The 18231-nt window shown below is 65.4% G+C and carries 16 protein-coding genes and 4 pseudogenes; 2 read left to right on the top strand and 18 right to left on the bottom strand.

Annotation, left to right across the window (positions count from 1 at the left end; genetic code table 11):
* Positions 1 to 13 precede the first annotated feature (13 nt).
* Positions 14 to 916: an alpha/beta hydrolase gene (locus A8M77_RS06795; protein ID WP_086920787.1), complete on the bottom strand. Its 903-nt coding sequence runs from the start codon at positions 914 to 916 to the stop codon at positions 14 to 16.
* A gap of 124 nt (positions 917 to 1040) precedes the next feature.
* On the opposite strand from A8M77_RS06795, the pseudogene A8M77_RS06790 reads away from it, so the two are divergent.
* Positions 1041 to 1296 (top strand): annotated as a pseudogene (locus A8M77_RS06790) (IS3 family transposase); the annotation flags it as partial.
* A gap of 120 nt (positions 1297 to 1416) precedes the next feature.
* Here the strand turns inward: A8M77_RS06790 and A8M77_RS06785 are convergent.
* The 9 genes from A8M77_RS06785 to A8M77_RS06735 all read right to left on the bottom strand — a co-directional run bounded on the left by A8M77_RS06785 (position 1417) and on the right by A8M77_RS06735 (position 8667).
* The gene (locus tag A8M77_RS06785) at positions 1417 to 3375 is read right to left on the bottom strand and encodes a relaxase/mobilization nuclease and DUF3363 domain-containing protein (RefSeq protein ID WP_086920786.1); all 1959 of its coding nucleotides are present in this window, start codon (positions 3373 to 3375) and stop codon (positions 1417 to 1419) included.
* Between the two features lie 271 nt (positions 3376 to 3646).
* Entirely contained in the window at positions 3647 to 4198 is a 552-nt protein-coding gene (locus tag A8M77_RS06775) for a S26 family signal peptidase (protein WP_086920784.1), read from the bottom strand.
* Complete coding sequence (locus A8M77_RS06770; RefSeq protein ID WP_238136742.1) at positions 4195 to 4776, bottom strand: DUF2840 domain-containing protein; 582 nt, start codon at positions 4774 to 4776, stop codon at positions 4195 to 4197. Before A8M77_RS06770 ends, A8M77_RS06775 begins: the two co-directional genes overlap by 4 nt.
* Positions 4773 to 5045, bottom strand: a complete 273-nt coding sequence (locus A8M77_RS06765; RefSeq protein WP_086920852.1) for a chromosome partitioning protein ParB — start codon at positions 5043 to 5045, stop codon at positions 4773 to 4775. The genes A8M77_RS06770 and A8M77_RS06765 overlap by 4 nt, the downstream gene beginning before the upstream one ends.
* Entirely contained in the window at positions 5042 to 5680 is a 639-nt protein-coding gene (gene parA, locus A8M77_RS06760) for a ParA family partition ATPase (protein ID WP_086920783.1), read from the bottom strand. The genes A8M77_RS06765 and parA overlap by 4 nt, the downstream gene beginning before the upstream one ends.
* A gap of 244 nt (positions 5681 to 5924) precedes the next feature.
* A complete protein-coding gene (locus A8M77_RS06750; protein ID WP_086920782.1) occupies positions 5925 to 6770 on the bottom strand; it encodes a replication initiator protein A in 846 nt (281 codons plus the stop codon).
* Positions 6771 to 6805: 35 nt separating this feature from the next.
* Positions 6806 to 7114, bottom strand: coding sequence for a helix-turn-helix domain-containing protein (locus tag A8M77_RS06745; protein WP_086920781.1), 309 nt, complete (start codon positions 7112 to 7114; stop codon positions 6806 to 6808).
* An 84-nt stretch (positions 7115 to 7198) separates the two neighbouring features.
* A complete protein-coding gene (locus A8M77_RS06740) occupies positions 7199 to 8020 on the bottom strand; it encodes a DUF2285 domain-containing protein (protein ID WP_086920780.1) in 822 nt (273 codons plus the stop codon).
* A gap of 293 nt (positions 8021 to 8313) precedes the next feature.
* Positions 8314 to 8667 carry a DUF2958 domain-containing protein gene (locus tag A8M77_RS06735; protein WP_086920779.1) on the bottom strand — a complete coding sequence of 118 codons (354 nt, stop codon included), beginning with the start codon at positions 8665 to 8667 and terminating at the stop codon, positions 8314 to 8316.
* Positions 8668 to 8979: 312 nt separating this feature from the next.
* Here A8M77_RS06735 and A8M77_RS06730 point away from each other — a divergent pair, with 312 nt between their 5' ends.
* Complete coding sequence (locus A8M77_RS06730; RefSeq protein ID WP_060986960.1) at positions 8980 to 9270, top strand: helix-turn-helix domain-containing protein; 291 nt, start codon at positions 8980 to 8982, stop codon at positions 9268 to 9270.
* Positions 9271 to 9331: 61 nt separating this feature from the next.
* Here the strand turns inward: A8M77_RS06730 and A8M77_RS06725 are convergent, their stop codons facing one another.
* The 8 genes and pseudogenes from A8M77_RS06725 to A8M77_RS06690 form a co-directional block, all read right to left on the bottom strand.
* Positions 9332 to 9643 (bottom strand): DUF736 domain-containing protein, encoded by a 312-nt coding sequence (locus A8M77_RS06725; protein ID WP_086920778.1) that lies wholly within the window; start codon positions 9641 to 9643, stop codon positions 9332 to 9334.
* Positions 9644 to 10376: 733 nt separating this feature from the next.
* The gene (locus tag A8M77_RS06720; RefSeq protein WP_086920777.1) at positions 10377 to 11129 is read right to left on the bottom strand and encodes a hypothetical protein; all 753 of its coding nucleotides are present in this window, start codon (positions 11127 to 11129) and stop codon (positions 10377 to 10379) included.
* A gap of 346 nt (positions 11130 to 11475) precedes the next feature.
* Positions 11476 to 12882 (bottom strand): annotated as a pseudogene (locus tag A8M77_RS06715) (chromosome partitioning protein ParB); the annotation flags it as partial.
* A gap of 95 nt (positions 12883 to 12977) precedes the next feature.
* Positions 12978 to 13982: pseudogene (locus A8M77_RS06710) on the bottom strand (tyrosine-type recombinase/integrase).
* A complete protein-coding gene (locus A8M77_RS06705; protein WP_086920775.1) occupies positions 13979 to 14893 on the bottom strand; it encodes a tyrosine-type recombinase/integrase in 915 nt (304 codons plus the stop codon). The pseudogene A8M77_RS06710 and the gene A8M77_RS06705 overlap by 4 nt, the downstream one beginning before the upstream one ends.
* Positions 14887 to 16005 carry a tyrosine-type recombinase/integrase gene (locus A8M77_RS06700; RefSeq protein ID WP_158100891.1) on the bottom strand — a complete coding sequence of 373 codons (1119 nt, stop codon included), beginning with the start codon at positions 16003 to 16005 and terminating at the stop codon, positions 14887 to 14889. The genes A8M77_RS06705 and A8M77_RS06700 overlap by 7 nt, the downstream gene beginning before the upstream one ends.
* Before the next feature lie 568 nt (positions 16006 to 16573).
* Positions 16574 to 17185, bottom strand: a pseudogene (locus tag A8M77_RS06695) (ParB/RepB/Spo0J family partition protein); the annotation flags it as partial.
* Positions 17186 to 17278: 93 nt separating this feature from the next.
* On the bottom strand, positions 17279 to 18106 hold the full coding sequence (locus A8M77_RS06690) for a DUF932 domain-containing protein (protein ID WP_086920849.1): 828 nt from the start codon (positions 18104 to 18106) through the stop codon (positions 17279 to 17281).
* Positions 18107 to 18231 lie beyond the last annotated feature (125 nt).

Below are 18231 nucleotides of genomic sequence, written 5' to 3'. Positions count from 1 at the left end.
AAATGAGCGAGCGTCAACTGCCCTTGAACCACTTCGCGATGCGACGCAGTTCCTCGTCCGCCTCCACGGCACGGCCGGCCAGGAAGGGGAAAACGTGCTGCATGCCGTCGACCACAGAGAGCGTCACCTGGACCCCTGCGTCCTTGGCGATGCTGGCTAGGCCGGTGGCGTTATCAAGCAGCGTCTCGTTGGAACCGGCGTTGACATACAGGCGCGGAAAGCCCTTGTAGTTCGCCTTGAGCGGATTGGCCAAAGGATCCGTTCGCGACCCCTGCTCGCCGAGGAACATGCCAGACATGGCCTCCAGAATGCCCTTTCCAACCAGGGCATCAGTGGCCGCATTGGTCTCCAGCGTCATGCCCACATGTTCCATGTCCAGCCAGGGCGAGAACGCGATGACCGAACCTGGCAATGGAACACCATCATCACGCAATTTCAGCACCGTCGCGATGGCCAGATTGCCGCCCGCGGAGTCACCACTGGTGGTGATGTCCTGCGCCTTGTACCCCCTGGAAAGCAGGTCTCGGTAGACAGCCGTTGCATCTTCGATTTGGGCGGGGAACGGATGCTCGGGAGCGCGACGGTAGTCGATGACCACAGCCGTGACGCCCAGGTGTTTGGCCAGGTGCCCGGCGAGCTTGCGATGGCTGGCTGCCGATCCGACCGCGAAGCCCCCGCCATGGGTATAGAGAATCACTTTGGAAGTATCGGCGCCTACGGGCAGCGCCCAGATGGCCTCAATACCGGCCACCACCTCTGACTTGTAGGTGACCCCCTCGGGCTCCATGGTGGGCTGGTGCCACTCGTCAAACAGACTTCGCAGGTCGTCGATGGTCAGTGCAGGGTTTGCCGCCATGCGCTCTGACCAGGACTGGTAGAGCTTGCGCAAGAAATCGGCCGGGGGTGAAATACTCATGATGTCTCCTTGTGGGCGGTTGGATGAAGCTCTTCCCATTTTCGAAACGTAGGTGCATGGCGTATTGAATGAATTGAATAAAGTTGTTGTCCAAAATTGCTATCGACCAGAGGAGCCCCAGGAGGCGTTTCCTGGTAACGGCAAACAGAAGGTCCAGGACGCCGAGATAGCGCGGCTGCGCAAGGAAGTGGCCAAGCTCAAGATGGAGCGCGACATCCTGAAAGAGCCGCGGCCTACTTCGCGAAGGAGTCGATGTGAAGTTCGGCTTCGTGGCGAAACACCGAGGGGCCTGGCCGGTCAATCTGATGTGCGAGGCGCTCGGTGTCTCGCGTGGCGGGTTCTACGCCTGGCTCACACGACCCAGGAGCCGGCGCAGCCTCGGTGAAGTTCCCCCGGGGAAACCGGACAGTTCTGAACTACAGGCTGACCGCTGGGGTTAACTGACCTGCTGTTGATGAATGCAACCGAGGAGATTTGACCGCGCATTGGCTGCAAGCAACCTATCCAATAGGCAACCCTATTTGTTTTCTGCTGTCCAACACCACGCATCCTCCACGCACAACGGCCGAAATGTTCTTTCCCACCCGCTGCTCAATGGTTGGGTTCCAGGGCACCAGGCTGAACCCTATGCCGTCATCCAGCATAGCGTAGCGCCCGCTGGCGAGCATGAAGCTGCGGCGATAGATGCCCACCACACGCTGACCGTCGGCAATTGGACGATATTCCAGGCTGGTTTCTGCTGTGACGTCCTGCGCAGTCCTTTTTAGCTCGCGTCCGCGCAGCGTCGCCAAAAGACTGCGAGCCAAAACCACATGCTGCCCGCGCCGCTCAGCCAGCCCCTGTTCGGCCAGAAAATCAACCCGTTGCTGCAGCGCGTCCTTGACCTCCCCGCCAAAGCCCACATCTCCCAGCCCCTTGCCACCGCTGATCAACTGCTGATCCAGCCAGGTCGCGCCGATCACGCGGGTCTGCCTTTCGATGGGCAGGTGTGCCTTCAGTTCCACAGCAACGCCACCGCCCAGGCGCTGGACATCGTATTGGCGGCCTTGTTCGGTCAGGTCGCTGGGTATGCGCCAAACGCCTTCGGCCTCGCGCTCCGCGATGCCGGCACGGCGCAGAGCTTCGAGCCGGCGCGCATGCGCGGCCACCACCTCGCGCGGGTCGCGATTGGGCGTGGCCTGACCTTGGGCGAGCGCCAGGTGATGATCGGTGCGATAGATGCCGTTCACCGACAGCGCGGCGATGTTCCGGTCAGCCGCGCGCACGTCGGGAGAACCTTTCACCTCCACCACGGCGCCTGTGGGGTATTGCTCCAGTTCCGACCGCGGTGGCAGAGCGACGTAGTGCGCCTTGCCGTCGGTCCCGTCGATGACCAGATAGCCCTTGTCGTGCAGCTCGTCTGCCAGCCCTTTAGCTACGACGCGGCCTACGATGGTGTGGCCATCCGCGCCAGACTGGAACACGGCCAACTCTCGCTGCTTGCCGCTCATGACGCGTTGCATCGTGCGGATGATGTCGCCGCGCTCGCCCATGGCTCGCAGAGTCGGTTCGGCATCGGCGTGGATGGCCCACGTGCCGAGCTGTTGCTCGGTCGCCAGGCCAAGGCGTTGCAAGCGCTGCAGACGACCGATCAGCATCTGCCGCTGGCGTTGCAGCCGGGGTGCGGCCAGCGCATCCGGCGGCACCAGACCGTCCTTGACCTCACGCTGCAAGGTGCGGTCCAACCCTGTCCACCGCTCCTGGTCGACTTCGCGCTGCATGGCGTGTTGGATCTCCAGCTCGGTGAGCGGCCCCAGCCATCCGGTTGCCAGTTCGGCGGCCCGGTGGCGCATTCCCACGGCGATGTAATCGCGGGAAATGATGAGGTCTTTGCCGGTGTCGTCCTTGCCGCGCAGGACGACGTGCGTGTGCGGGTTGTCGGTGTTCCAGTGATCCACCGCAACCCAGTCCAGCCGCGTGCCAAGGTCGGCCTCCATCCGCGCCATCAGGTGCCGGGTATAGGTGCGCAGGTCATCGAGCTGTTCGGCGTCTTCCGGTGAGACGATGAAGCGGAATTGGTGGCGATCTTCGCGTCCGCGCTCCTCGAAAGCGGCGGTGTCCGCCACGCCAGTGGTCGGACCATAGGCGTGGCCCGGCCCGCCTTGGCGATCGACCCCTTCGCGTTCGATGTAGCGCAGGTGCGTAGCGGCTGAGCGCGGCCCGGCCTTGGCCATATGGACCAGGCGCGCCTTGATCGTCACGCGGCGGGCGTTGGGCGTGAGCGAGGCTCCGGCGAAACGGGCCGCGACGTGGCCGCGCCCCAGCCGGGAGCCGGGTCGCAGTCCGACTTTGTCGACCGTCTTGCCGAGCTTGGCACCCGCCTTGTTGGTCTGGCGCAGCACCTTGTTGATGAAAGCGTCGCCACGCTGTTTCGGCGTGCCGGGACGGATCCGAAAGTGGTCTTCATTGCTGCGGCTCATCGGGCGATTCCATCCAAGACCGGCGCAGCCAAGCGAGCGAAGCACGCACCTTCGCCAATGCCGATGCAGCGTTGCGCACTCTCGCAGCACGCCGCTGCCCCTTGGCGCGTGCCGCGCCACCCCCACGTGCAGACAGGGTTTTCAAGCGGCTGAGTGCCGCGACCTTTTATCTTGCCCTGCATCTTTCCCCGTGTGCCTGCGCCGTCCACAGGGCCGACGGGCACGGTGAGGCGATGCATCGGCGGCGACGGCGACTGTCGTCTTGCGGCCGTCATGGCTGCTCCAGCAGCCACAGCGGCTGCGCAATGCCGATCACATCGACGGCGCGCACCGGCCCGAAGTAGCGGCTGTCGAACGACGCCGGATTTGTCACGCTGAGCAGGAAGACCTCGCCAGCCTGCAGGCGGCGGCATAGCGGCCAGCCTTGCAGCGGGCGGCCCATGCGGTCAACGCTCAATGCGGTGGCCGCGGTGTGCCCGTCAATGCGCACAACCTGGCCGGTGATGCACGCGCGTTGTGGCGCCACGGCGCCCACGCGCTTGAGCAACGGCACGCGCGGCGGCAAGTATCCGCGCTGCGCAGCCAGTGCTGCGGCTTCGGCAGGCAAGTGGACGAGCACGATGCTTCCGACTTGCAGCTCAGTTGGTTGCTGAGTGGGGTCCTGCTCCAGCGGCTTGATGCTGTACCAGCCAACCGGCACGCTGTCTGACGGGTTGTAGACCAAGCGTGGCGAAGGCTTGGCGAACGAAGCACAGGCAAGTGCTGCCAATGCGATGGCCGCCGCGCTGCCGAGCGCAAGGATGGAAGCACGAGAGCTGCTCATTGCAAGTCCCCCGTGGTCAATGCTGCAGCGTGACGTTCGGCGCTGTATGCAGGCAGTTGCAGCGGAGCGACTGACGGCCCAGTAGTCCAGGCCGCAAGGCGGTTTCCCAGCGTGCCCCAGTACGCGGCGGTGACGGTGGAGGCGTCGATGTCTTGAGCCTCGATGGCATCGATCTGCTGAAGCACGGCGCGCACCTTCAGTTCGCCTTCTACGTGCAGCAACACGCGTGCTCCCGGTCGCACGCCGGGCAAGCGCTGTAAGGCGTCCAGCGGGGTGCCGGCCTGCAGCACCATCAACTGCCACAGCGTCGTGCCGTGGTCGTTCGCCTGCCAGCGCACGCGGCAGAAGATAGCAGACGGATTGAAGATCGCGCAGCGACGCCAGTGGTCAAGTTGCAAGGTGCGCTCGGGCTGCCCAAAGCGCAGGTAGAGGTTGAACCGCTGGTGGACGTAGGCCAGCGAGACGCGGGTCGGTGGTGGGGTATCGGCTGGTTTGTGCTGCAGCGCAAGGGGCTGCGGCAGCGACGAACGTGCTGCGCCGTGCGCAGCCGTGCCATCGGGCGTGATGTGCATGTTCATGGGGATGTCTCCGAACGGGATTGCGGGAATTCGCGATCCAGCAAGGCGCGCAGCAACTCGGCCACGGTGGTGCCCTGGGTGAACGCCGAGACCTTGATGCGTGCGCGCATGGCGGGCGTCACATCCAGCGTCAGGCGGGCGGTGAACAGATCGCCTTTCTGCAGCGCCTCGCCATCACCCTGGCGCACCCAGGCATCGGCCTGCGGGTTGGCGGGTGGGCGTGCGCCGATGGCGATGCGTTTGCCACGCGACGGGTGTTCTGCCGTCATGACGGCCACCGCAGCAGTTCATCGACCAGGGCGGTCACCTCGCGTGCGGCCGCGCTGTCGGGTGCAGTTTCGCAGGCCAGCCGGCCGGCGGCCACGCTGTCGGCGAACACGATGCGCTGGTGCACCTCCGAGCGCAGCGCGGGCAGCGGCTGCTCGGCCAGCGCCTGGCGGGCTTCGCGGCCGATGACGGTGGTGCTGACGCGTCGGTTGATGACAAAGGCTGCACGCAGCGCCGGGCGGAAGACTTGGGCTTCGCGGATCAGCGCCACCATCTCGGCGCTGGCCCACAGGTCGTAGGGGCTGGGCTGCACCGGGATGACCACACGGTCGGAAGCCAGCAGCGCGGAGCGCGCCAGCGCCGCAATGCGTGGCGGGCCGTCGATGACGACGTGATCGACCCGCCGGGCGAGTTCAGGCGCTTCCTGGTGCAGGGTTTCGCGGGCCAGGCCGACGGCGCTGAAAAGCCGGGGCAGGCCCTGCTGGCTGCGGCGCTGGGTCCAGTCCAGTGCCGAGCCCTGCGGGTCGGCATCAAGCAGAACCACCTGCTGGCCCCGCAGCGCGAGCTCGCCCGCGATGTGGGTGGCCAGCGTGGTCTTGCCCACGCCGCCTTTCTGGTTGAGCAGGGCCAGGATCATCGCGTCGCCCCGTCTGCTCGTAGCGTGGTGGCAGCGGCGTGCCGGTCGTCACTTGTCCACTGAAACGGCGCGCTCCCACCACCAGTTAGATGAATCTGGTTAGGGCAGTTACGGCCGGTGCAAAGCCGCGCCGCCGTTGGGCTGACGGCCGATCGGCACGCCTGATGGCACGATGGACACACGCCTGATGGCACGACGCTTGGCACGCCCGATGGCACGAGCCCGTCCACAGGCCATGAACCGCTTATCCCCGTGCCGTGGGCGGCACCGGCCGGAACGTCAACACCTCGGCACCCGTGCCCGGCATGCGCACGATGCCCAGGCGGTAGCCGGGCATGGACTGCCGCGCCACCAGGGCGCGTAGATCGCAGGCGAAGTCGTGCGGCTTCGCCGTGCTGCCCGATTTGCGGTGCAGGTGTTTGAAGTCGAACTGCCAGCCGCCGGTCTGGTGGCCGCCATGCTTGCGTACCAGGCGGTAGAGCCAGCGCTCGATGCCACCGGTGAGGTTGAAGTAGGCCGGGTCGATGGTCAGCACCAGGGCAGCGTCCAACACGCCCGCGTAGAACCAGTCCGGAAGGATCAGCTCGATGCCCAGCGGGGTGCCGCGAGCGTCGGCCAGTTCCTTCCACTCGTTGATCCACGAAAACCGGTGCAGGCGTCGGCCGGTGGTCTCGCGAATGGACGTGGCCACGGTGGTGGACTGCAGGCGATCGAGCGCTGCCTTGAGGCGCTGGTAGTCGCGCAGCGAGACCCCGCGCCCGATGAAGCGCAGGATTTCGTAGGGCCGGGCACGCATCAGCCGCGAGGTGGTGATGCCGGCGTCGCGCGCTTCCACGATCTGGCTGGCGGCCCAGATGAGGATGTCGGCGTCCCAGATGGTGGCGATGCCGTGTTCCTGCGTGCCTTCCACTCGGATGGCGACGTTGCCGCTGCGAAAGTCGATGGGCTTGGTGCGCCGGGACTTGGCCAGCGAGAAGAAGGGGTAGGCCATCAGGTCCTGGCTGTCGCGCGGCGCCATGTCGCCAGGCAGCGCGCAGAACATGTCGAGCTGTTCCGTCGGGCATTGGAGGCGTGGCGCTGGCAAGGTCATCAGCCGTTGGCAAGGGAGAGGGCGCGCAGCGCCCCTCAGCGCGCACGGCTGTCGGCCGAGTGGTGCTCGGCGTACTCGGGGTCGGAGGTGGCCTCGAAGCTGCGCTGGTCGGCCCAGGTGTCGAGGTCGGTGACGGCGTACATGACGCGCCGGCCGAACTTGCGGAAGCGCGGTCCGCCGCCGATGACGCGCTGTTTCTCCAGCGTGCGCGGCGACAGGCGCAGGTAGTCGGCGGCCTCGTCGTTGGTGAGATAGCGTGGCGGTTGTGGCTTGGGTGCAGCTTGTGCGGTGGCCTGTGGCGGGTGGGCGGGTGCGGCGGCAGGCCGCAAGGGAAAGGGTCGCATGAGAGGCGCCTCCATCGGTTTGGAAGGCCCGCCTGCGGAGTTGCAGGCGGGTGGAGGCAGTCTCAGGAAGCGCGGGCGTTTTGCTCAGGGACGATCTGGGGTGGGACTGTTTCGTCCCAGGGGCGGAGGGGCGAGCTGATCGAGACCCGCCAGTTCGCGGTAGCCGCCATCCACCAGAGCACGGCCACGCTGCACCAGGCGCCGCACACGGGCACGCAGCGCGCTGTCGGCGTGCCAGTCGGATGCGACCTCGGTCGAGCCGAAAAGCCCTTCGGCAATCTCGCGCAGCGAGGCGCCTGCCTGGCTGGCATCCAGGGCCTGCAGGGTCAGCAGCGCCTGCAGGGCACTTTGGCTGGGCCGTGGACAGGTTGCGGCTGAGGGCTCGCAGCGACTGGCGGCGGCCAGTTGGTCCAGATCGTTTGCCAAGTCACGATAACGCATGCAAGGCTCCTGGCAGGCGCGCATGGCGAATGCGTGCGGCATGCCGTCGTGCAACTCGGGCGCCAGCTTCAGGCGTACACAACAGCCGGGCCAGCGCGCGGCGAGCAAGAGGCCTCGGCCATCGTGCTGCAACTGCTTGCGACCCGGTAGGCGCCAGAGCTCAAAGGGGGAAGCTTCGGGGATGGGGTCATCGTCGTGTATCACGCGAATGGTGCACGCCCGGGCGTTGAGCCAGTCGGGCAGCGTTTCGCGCGCATCCAGCGCTGGGTCTTCCAGTGTGCGCAAACCCCAGTGCTGCGCCGCGTCGGCGGCCTGCGTGTGCCAGGCCTGCCGGTAGCCGGGATGGCGCCGCAGGTACTCCCAGGCCAGCGCAGGGCCGTCCAGTTGCAGCACGTAGAGGTACGCCGCGCTGGCGTGCCAGGGCGGACGCCGGGCGGCCAACTGGCCGTCCTCGATATTGACCATATGCGAACTCCCTGTTCTTCTGCAGGAACGTCGCATCGGCCGGCAAAGGCTACGGGTTCATCGGTCGGCGATCCGGTCGTGAGGGGCTGTGCGGTGGTTCATCGTCCGATGGTGGCTGGACTCGCCAATAACGAGCCCAAAGCGACGGCCACGTGGTGGAAGACCATCGCGGCAAGAATGACCATGGCGTGGTGCAGCGTGTTTGTCATGTCCATTTCGGTCTGGATCGTGACCCGGAATGGCATCGTCAGCAGTCGGACCCATAGGGTCTGACGCGCACGTCGATCCTTTGCTCAATCCGTGACCGAGCCGTTGGCCTGTGCCAGCCGCAGGTATTCCGACATCGGTCGCACGGCATGGAAGTGCAGGTCGCGCCGCACCGGCATCTGCTGAGGACCGACGATGGTCGCGAGGTCCGACAGCTTGATGGTGCCCAGCTCGGGCATTCCGATGCCCACGTCGCACAGCCCCCAGGCAGTGTCGCCATCGGCCGGGTCGAGGGCGGCGAGCAGCCAGGTCGCGTGCGCGTCCGGCGTGAAAAGACGTACCACGGGCCACAGGTCGACCTGCGCGTCAGCGGCGCGAGCATGTCCGTTCTCCAGCAACTGCGCGCGCTGCTCGTCGGTCACAAGGGGTTCAGTCGGCATGGTCAGGGTGCGTGGCGCTGTGCGGAAACACGTGTTGCATCAGAAGCACCGAATCCCAAAGCCGCTTTCGTGTCTCCCCGCAAAGGCGCAGAGGCGCTTTTGCAGAAAAGCACCCTTGCACGAAGGCTGAAAGTCGGCATGACGTGAATGCTCGAATGAGCAAAGGTGGCTGTGAGGCTCTACGTAGATACACGAGTGTTACGCAAAAGCACAAAAGCACCCATACGGAGATTTACCAAAGCGGCAGCTCAAATCGCCAATGAGTTAAAGATAACGTGGTTTTAATTGTCTCTCGACAGGACGCTTCTGTCCATGCAGAAGCGTCCTGTCCAGGCTGGCCGTCCGGCCGGCGCCACCACCTTCGATGCCGAACTGGCGCAAGCCTTCGGCGCGGCGGTGCGTGCGCTGCGCTCGGGGCAGGGCATGGCCCAGGAGGCGCTGGCGCACCGCGCGGGTATCGAGCGCTCGCACATGGGCAAAATCGAGCGCGGCGAGCACATTCCCTCGCTGCCGCTCATCTTCAAGATCGCGGCAGCGCTGGAGTGCGGTGCGACCGACCTGATGGCCGCGACCGAAGCCCAACTGGGTTCGGCCGAGGCCTGAGACTGCAGCAGGCTCGGCCTGCAGCAGCGATCCCGCCAGGGCGGCGGGATCGGACCGGCCGTCAGGCCGTGGGCTTGCTGCGCGACCAGATCAGGTTGTGTGTGCCGTCTTCTTCCTCGATCAGGCGGGCGTAGATGGTGGCCGGGAACGAAGGATCGTCCAGCGTCACCGACAGGTAGGGGCGTTCGGACTGGCTGACCTTCTTCCAGGCGGCGCCGATGTCGTAGCCGGTTCCGGCCTGGATGCGGTAGTCGGGGGCGTTCTCGCTGCCCTTGTCGTTGCGCACGAACTTGACCTTGACGTTGAGCGTGAGGGTGCGAACGGTGCCGATAAAGCCGTCGTTCTGAGCGGTGAAGGTGCCGATGTTGGCCATGATGATTTCCTTTCGGGTTGCCAAGGTCGCGCCCATCGCGTCCTTGTTGTGATCCGTCAGGCGGGGGACGGGCGGGCCGCACCCCGCAGCGCAGCGAAGGGGCCGCAACAGCGTGGAGGACCGGCAGGCACGGGAAATTTGCCTCGCGAGGAATCCGCGCAGCGGAGGGGAAATTTCTTGGGCCGTACGGTTGCGGCCATCAAGCCCGAGGCGAAGCCGCGACCCCGCCAGGATTCACAACGAGACAAGGACGCCTGGGACGCACCTTTCCCGAAAGCCTCATGGCCGAGCACGTTCATCACGCCTCCGGCAAGACTTCAGCGGCCACTACCCATGCGCTATTGGTCAGAGTCGCAACGGCGCGAGAAGCCACTGCAGCATCCACCCGGCGCCTCGCATCGCACGTCGCCTGTCAGGTTCGACCAGTACGGTGCCAATACCCATGCGGTATGTAGCGATCACCTCGGCCAACTGCCCGCCAGCGTGAGGGAGAACGGCATGCCAGGCAACCCAGCGCAGCGAGCAAGGGCGTAGCACCCGGCTCGCACGGCAGAGGAAGACAGGGCCGGACGTCGGAGCACGAACGCATTCGGCCCCCTGGCAAGCGCAGCGCGCAGGCGTGAAGGATCGAAGCCGAAGGGCCGTGACGGCCATGACGGCACGGGGCGCAGCCCGAGAGCCTGGCGGCGCTGGGCGCCGACACGCCCGGCCCCGGGATTCACCGTCACCAAGGTCACATGAAGAAGCTGCCCTGATCCGAGTAGCCCTTGGTGTCGATCTTCAGTTGAGCCAGCCAGGGCTGGACCGCTCGTTTGCAGGAAAAGTCCTCACCGCCGTCCTGAACCCACGCGCCCAGGCGGCGCTCCACCCAGGCGTGAGCATGGGCGTCGCCATCGCGCAGACCATTGAATCGGTCGGGCTCGATTCCCTCGTGCCGCGGGTGAAGCACCACGTTGATCGTCAGTTCGTCACCGCTGATGGCATTCACGCCGGCCACGGCCGCATGGCCGTCCTCAAGCTCGAAGCGGTAGACGTGCCGCTTGCAGAGCTGGCTGTGCGGGTTGCCGCCGGGCCACCAGTTGTCGCTGGGCTCCAGCCCGAACAGTCGTTGTTCCAGGCCCGCATTGATGGCGGAGACCACCAGGTTGCGCCAGCCCATCCAGCGCACACCGCGCTTCTTGGTCAGCGGGAAGTTGCGGAAGGGCGAGTACGAGTGTTCGAACTCTGGGACCAGGCGCAGGTCCGGCGTGGCGTTGTGGCCCAGCTCTTGGAGCCGCTGCACCATGCGCGCATTGCTGGGCTTGGGCACCTCGATGGTCGTGCGACCGGCCAATGCGGCGCGCAGCGCCGCATGCGTCTTGAAGCCGAGCGCCGACGCGAGGGCTTCACTGAGATGAGAGGACGAGACACCGCTGACGCGGTACTGCGCACTGTGCTTGAGATTGCGCACGGCCGCAGCGGAGACGAAGAATGTCGAATCAGACATGCCAAATTCCTTTGTGCATGGTCGATGACTGCCGATTACGCACCGACCGGAGGAATGGACACGGTCTGCGATCAGAGAAGGGAAGCGAGAAACGTCGTTTAACCCGGCAGCAGGTTCAGCGTGACGCGGCTGTCTCGGCATTTTATGCGCTGACACCAACAGCGTTGGCATGAAGCGCCCGCGCAAGCCCTTGCGCGCCGCCACGCCGCCGCCTGATCAAAGGCGGCGGCGTGGCGGTTTTTGTGTGACCGCGTTTGGCACGAACGGTCGCGAGCCTGCGCGCACAAGGAAAAGCCCCGCGCGCAAAACGCTGGAGCCATGAGAGGGCCCGTGGGTGTTTCCTCTGTCAGTTTGCCGAGCCTTGCGCGGTCGCACCATTCACCGTTGTCGGCATCTGACGACCGAACACGGCAGGCATCCAGCCACTGCCCTTGGTCAGCCGCTCGGCCTCCTTCGCAATTTCCGCCTTCTTGAGCTTGGACAGACGCTGCACCTCATTCGGCGCGAACTGTGCCATCGCATCCAGGATCGCGGCCTTGGGCACGTGCAGGAAATAGCTGTCGGCCGTGGGCTTCCACCATGCGGCCATGTCCAGTCCCAGCGCCTGTGCCAGTTCGGCGCCGGGCTGGCTGGCGGTCGCGCGGGGCGTCACCACGTCCACCGCCGGGGCGGTGCACAGCGCAAGCAGCTGGACCAGTTCTTCCTGGCGCATGGACAGCAGCACCATGAACAGTTCGCCGGGTTCCTGTGGCAGCTTGTCGGCCCAGGTGTGTCGCAGTTCACGCAACGCGAGCGCCGCAGGCGACTCGGGCCAGTCGGGTGCCAGGTCTTCCAGCCGATCACGCAAGCTCAGGCGAACGCCCAAGGGCAGGGCATTGCGATAGCCGCCCTGCAGGGCCTGTTGCACCATGGCATGAACCAGCGCAGCCAGCGCCACCTGCGGATGGCGCGCCAGTTCGATTTGCAGGGCGGCGGTGCGGTGCGCGCTCAGGCGCTGCGCCAGCCGGTCGGACAGGTGTTCGGCGCCGTGTGGCGCATCACCCGTGGTCGATTCATCCGACTCGCCACTGCCGCCGCCGTCGTTGCCTGAGCCGGTGGCGGCGCGTTGCCGTGCCGCGTCCAGCGCGCGCAGCGCCTTGGCTTCGGCCTCGCGCAGCAGGCCACGGTGAATGAGAACCCGTCCCTCCCGGTCCAGCGTCACGATGGCACCGGCCATCGCGCGGACCTCAAGCGCATGCCCGCTCAGTTGGGACTGCACGGCTTCCAGTTCGGCCACCAGGGCCTCGCGCCGCTGGTGCAGGGTTTCGGCCTTGTCTTCGTCGTCCGCGTCGTAGGCTTCTTCGAGCGCGGCATCGGTGCGGGCGATGCGACCTTGCAGCACCTCCATGCGCCGGGACTCGCGCGCCGTGGGTTCGCGGCGCTGACGCGGTGCGTTCTGGAATGCCTGCCGCTCGGCCGGGCTCAGGTGCGGCACCGATTCCACCCAGGCCCAGCCCTCGGCGCGCACAGGCTCGGCCAGTGACTCCAGCTTGTCGCGCACCAGCCGTTCCAGCAGCGCGACATCGGTCAGGGTGGTGCCGGTGGCCTCGTCGTCGGCGAACAGGTCGCGGCGGATGCCACCCCCGGCGGCGGTGTAGTCGTCCAGCCCGACGAAGCGCACCAGCGCATGGTCGGCGCCGATTTCCCGCTCGGTGAGACGCTGGCGCAGCGCAGCCGGGCTGCGCTGCCATTCGGGCGCCTCATAGAACGCGGCTTATGTGGAGTGCGAGGTTATGCCGAGCACGGTCGGCAACAGCCTGCATAGATTCCCAGAATCACTCGGCATAACTGTGCCCCTCGTGGGCTCTTTTACGTTGCGTTCCGAACTTCGGCGAGCATGTTTATGAGGGTATCGGACGGTGACCGGAACTTTCCGGGCTTGATCGATGGCGGCACGTGCGCGGCCAGTACTGCCAGTTTCTCTATTGGATCAGCGCGCAGATAGGTCTCGGTGGTCGTGATGCTCGCGTGCCCGAGCCACAGCGCGACCTTGCGGATGTCGCCGGTGGCCGCGAGCGTATGCATGGCGCAGCTATGCCGTAGGACGTGGGGAGTGATGCGCTTGTGCAGCAACGACGGCTGCTTCTGAGCGGCGACCGCAACGTGCTGGGCAAGCCGATGAGCAAAGCCGTCTCGAGTCATTGGTGCATCTTTGCGGTTGAGGAAAATCTCTGGTGTCCGCGCCTGGGGTCGAACAGAAAGCTAGGCTCGCAGTGAAGCCTGGGTCTCGCGCCACAGTGGCAGGACACGCTCGCGGCGACCTTTACCAACAATCCGGACCATCGAGAGAGAGCGGTTGGGAAAGTCATCCAGGCGCAGCGCCAACAGCTCGGCAACCCGCAGTCCCGCAGCGTAGGTGAGATGCATCATGGCCCGATCGCGCATACCGCCGGCGGTGTCGTTGCTCGGGGCGTCCAGCAGGGCCTGAATCTCCTCGCGCGTCAGATAGTCGATCAGCGCTGTATCTGTCCGCTTCTGAGGCAGCGCACGAATGCGCATGACCTGGTCAAGGCAAGCCGGAGCCTGATATTCAAGGTAGCGGAAGAAAGCTCGAATTGCGGCAAGTCGGGCATTGCGCGTGCGAGCACAATTGCCGCGCCCCACCTCTATGTCGTCGAGGAATTTGAGCACGAGGTCCGGACTGAAGTCTTCGACGCAAAGATCACTGGGTCTGCGGACGAGCCTGGTGGCTGCAAACCGGACCAACAATGAGAAGCAATGTGCATAGGTCGCAACAGTATGGGGACTGGCGTTGCGGTCGCGCGGCAGATGCTCCCGTAGGAACCCGGTGAGGTATGGGGCGAGAGCTGTCATGCCACCTCTCCCCGAAACAGTTGTTCTCCAGCATCGGCGATGTCCCGCATCAGGAGCGGCGTCGCTTCGAGGTACCAGTAGGTCTTGTTGACATCCACATGACCGAGGTAGGTGCTGAGCGCCAGCATGTGGTTCGCGACGGCTTGTCGATCATGGGAGCAGGACTCCAGCGAACGCACGGCGAAGGTGTGCCGCAGATCATGCAACCGCGGGCCTGGCGCCGGACTGGGCGAACGCAATCCCAGTTGCCGCAGGAGTTGAGTGAATACTTGTTGTGCGCAGCGCTGATGCGGAGCACGGCCAGTGGTCACCACGAACAGGTCATCGCCATGGGCACTGAGCTTCGCGCGGACCGCGAGGTAACGGTCCAGCGCCTGTCGGGTCGTCGGATGAAGCGGCAAGAGCCGACTCTTGCCGAACTTGGCATTGCGGATGACGAGCCCGTCCTCGCTGAGGTCATCGCGTTTGAGTGCCAGGGCTTCGGATATGCGCAGGCCGGCCGCAGCCAGCAGACCGAAGAGATGATGGTACGTATGCGGCCGGATCGAACCTTCGGGTCCGAGGTTGAGCGCGGCGTCCATGATGGCGCGGACGTGGTGAGACTCCAGCAGATGCGGCGCTGGGCGTGGCCCCTGCCTTCGCCCGAAGGCACCAGCCGGAGGAACTTCATTGCGAGCATCCTCGGCATGGAGAAAGATGCAGAAGAGTCTGATGGCGTTGAAGAAGGTGCGTGCACGATTTGGCGTGGAAGCCAACCGACACCAATCAAAGATGCGGTGAGACTGAAGGTGCTGATCCCCGTGCTCCTCCGCGTAACAGGCAAACTTCCGTAGGATCCGGTCCGATACATCAAACTTGAGTCCGAAGCCGCGTTGCATTGCGACATAGCGCATGACGTCAGCGCTCAGCATGATGCGTCTCCCGGCCAGGGCTGCGCGACACGGGCCAGCATGGTCACATCGACCTTGGCATAGATGGCGGTCGTCTCGGGCGATTGATGACGCAGGATTGCCCCAACGGCTTCCAGGCTGGAGCCTGCCCTCACCATCGAGGTCGCCAGCGAATGGCGGAACACATGCGATCCGGATGGACCGTCTTCAACGCCGGCACGGGTGCGTGCCCTTGCGACGAGACAAGCGATCGCCGAGGGCTTCAAGGGTCTGAACGGCGCCTGCAGGCGTAGGAAGACGCAGTCCTCCCGCACGGTCGGGCGAACTTGCTCGATGTAGGCCAACAGCGCGTCACCGGCGTCTTGTGGCAATGGCTGTTGCGTCGCCCTTCGACCCTTGCCATCGACACGCAAGCGCGCAGTCGGCCAGTCAATGTCTGCCAACCCGAGCTGGCAGATGTCACCGGCGCGCAGGCCAAGCCGCGCCAACAGCAGAATGATCGCTCGATCCCGCAAGCCTGCTGGTGTACAGGTGTCGCAGGAAGCAATGATCTGCTCGATGGTCGCTGGGCTGAGAAACCGTGGCAAGCCGGCATACCGAGGGCGCCGCGCGTAGGGGACGGCATGCACGAGTTCGGGACGACAGGCGTCCCCGGCGACGAGATGCCTGAGATAGGACCGGAGCACTATCGCGGTCAGCTGCACCGACCTGTGGGATCGGTTGGCAGGCTGGTTCAGAACGATATTGCGGATCGTGATGGCGTCATACGTGCGGGGATCCTTGTCGAGTGACGACAGCCAACGCGCGACCTCGGCCAGATAGCGCACGGTCGTCTGCCTGGTGACTCCGCATCGATGTGTAAGCCACGCCTGGAAATCGGCAAGACGTGGATCTTCCTCAAGGGCACTGCGTGGGGGCACGAGGCCGCAGTCACGCAGATACTGAAGGAAGCTCGCTCCTCCACGCCGCCTGCGAATCACACCTGAGTCGGTCAGGGTCCCGTGTTTGCGGCAGAGAAAGCACCGGCAATCGTGGCGCGCGAAGCGTTCGACATGCCGGTCATCCATATCCTGTGCCGCAATCCGCGACAGGTGGAGCCAATGAACGAAGTGTTCAGCAGCGGAGGCGAGCATGCTCCGGGTTCCGCTGCTGTATCCCAAGGCGATGAGCTGGAGCTCATAGGCAGGGCGTCGGGCCGCCACTGGAGCGAGGTCTTCGGGAACTGGAATGCCGCCGTGATCTTCGAGGAAGCCAACGAACCGGCGGACATTGGTGATGTACCCCGGTCGATGAGCCTCTTGCTGGCTGTAGACCTGGCCACCATAGCCCAGGCACTGACATCGATGGCATGCAAAGCGCTCAACGACAGCGGCGTCCACTTGTTCGAGTGGAACGCGACGCAGCCGCAGCCAGTGGAGAAAATGGCGAGCTGCACTGGCGCGGGATGCAAAGGATGGGACGCCACGTTGGGCCTTGAGATAGTCGGCCAGGAGAGTCGCACCCCGATCCGATGTGCGACGCGAACCTTCCTTGCCGAATGCGATGCTTGAGTTGGAAGTCATGATGATTCCTTCGTCTGGTTGAGGAGAAATGCATCATGGTTATGCCGAGTGATTCGGGGAATCTATGCAGGCTGTTGCCAGCCGTGCTCGGCATAACCTCGCACTCCACATAAGCCGCGTTATGCCGAAATCGGCATAACGCAGCTTCCTGCGCGGCGTGGTCATCGGTCACGGCCAGCGCCATCAACTGGTCCAGGCTGAGGGCGTCGGCGCGGTAGTCGGCCATCAGGCGTGGGGAGACGTTGGCCAGCTTGAGGCGGCGCTGCACCACCAGAGGCGTGACGCCGAAGTCGGCCGCGATGTCTTCCACCGGGCGCCCTTCGGCCACCAGGGCGGCGAAGGCTTCGAACTGGTCGGCCGGGTGCATGGCCTCGCGCTGCACGTTCTCGGTCAGGCTGGCGGTGCGCGCGCTGCCGTCGGCCACCAGCAGGCAGGGCACGTCCCAATCCTTGGCGATGCGGCGCTTCTTGGCCAGCAGCTTGAGGGCCGCGAAGCGGCGACCTCCGGCCACCACCTCGTAGTGTCCGCCGTCCGCAGCCAGGGTGACAGTGAGGTTCTGCAGCAGGCCCACGCGCTCGATGCTGGCGGCCAGCGCTTCGATGGACGGGCTCGCGGTCTTGCGCACGTTGCGGCGCGACGGGCGCAGCCGCGACAGCGGCACGAGCAGCATCTGCTGCGAGGGCTGGGCGGGCACCTGCGGTGCGGGGATGGCGTGCAGGGCCTGGGCTTCGGCATCGGTGAGTGCGTTCATGGTGAAACTCCTGTCGGATGAGAGGTGAAAGGGGTGAGTGATGAGGAGAGGACGGCGGCAGGGCCATTCCCTGCGCGCCGCCTGGGTTCTGGATCAGCCCTTGAGCTGGCGCATGCCATCGGCCAGCAGCCACAGGGCGCGGTTCAGGCGCAGGTTCTGGTCGATGCCCTGCACGGGGCGGGTGCTCTGGCGGCGCCCGTTGGCGCTGCGGCCCGTCAGTCCGCCCTTGATCAGGTTTTCCTGGGTGCGGTTGAACACGCTCCACAGGTCGCGCCGGTCGTCGTCGTGGCGGCGCGGCATCAGGATTTGCGATTCCGTGACGGGCGGCGCCTTCTCGGTGTCGTCGTACTTGAGGGCCAGCGCGGCGCGGCCGAACACCTCGGATTCGCCCGCGTCCAGCGTCAAGGACTGCATGGCCTCGCGTGATTCCTGCGCCTGTCCGAAGCCTTGCAACACCGTGTAGGCGCCCTTGATCACCTGCGCGGCCACGTCGCCCTTGTGTGGCACCCGCACGTCGGCCACGGTGTCGCCGCACACCAGCCCGTTCTGGCAGACAAAGCGGAGCATGCCGGCCAGCATCTGGTAGCTGCTGGTGCCGTCGTGCGAATTGAGCAGGATGATTTCGTTGGCCTCGCGGCCGTTGATCTGGCTGGCGTGGCGAAGCCGGATGAGGTGCTTGGTGAATTCGCGCCGGTCGTCATGGCGCACGCGGGTCTGGCACACCATGAAGGGCTGGAAGCCTTCGCCGCGCAACTCCTGCAACACGGTGGCGGTGGGGATGTAGCTGTAGCGCTCGGAGCGGCTGCCGTGCGGCGCCTCCGCAAAGATGGATGGCGCCACCGCGCGGATCTGGTCATCCGACAGCGGGGTTTCGGAACGCAGCACCGGCGAACGCGGTGCGAAGCGGGAGGCAAGTTGCATGGTCATTTCTCCAAATGAAGCTGGCTGTTGAAAACCCCCACCGGATTCCTAGATTCGGAGCCCTCTTCGGGTCTTCCGGTGGGGTCGGCGCAAAGACCTGGGCCGGTCCCGTCGCCACCGTCTTT

It is taken from the genome of Variovorax sp. JS1663, from assembly GCF_002157355.1.
In the GTDB taxonomy this organism is placed as follows: domain Bacteria; phylum Pseudomonadota; class Gammaproteobacteria; order Burkholderiales; family Burkholderiaceae_C; genus Variovorax.
Note: the sequence above shows the minus strand (reverse complement) of the source record. Positions and strands in the feature narration are given on the sequence as shown.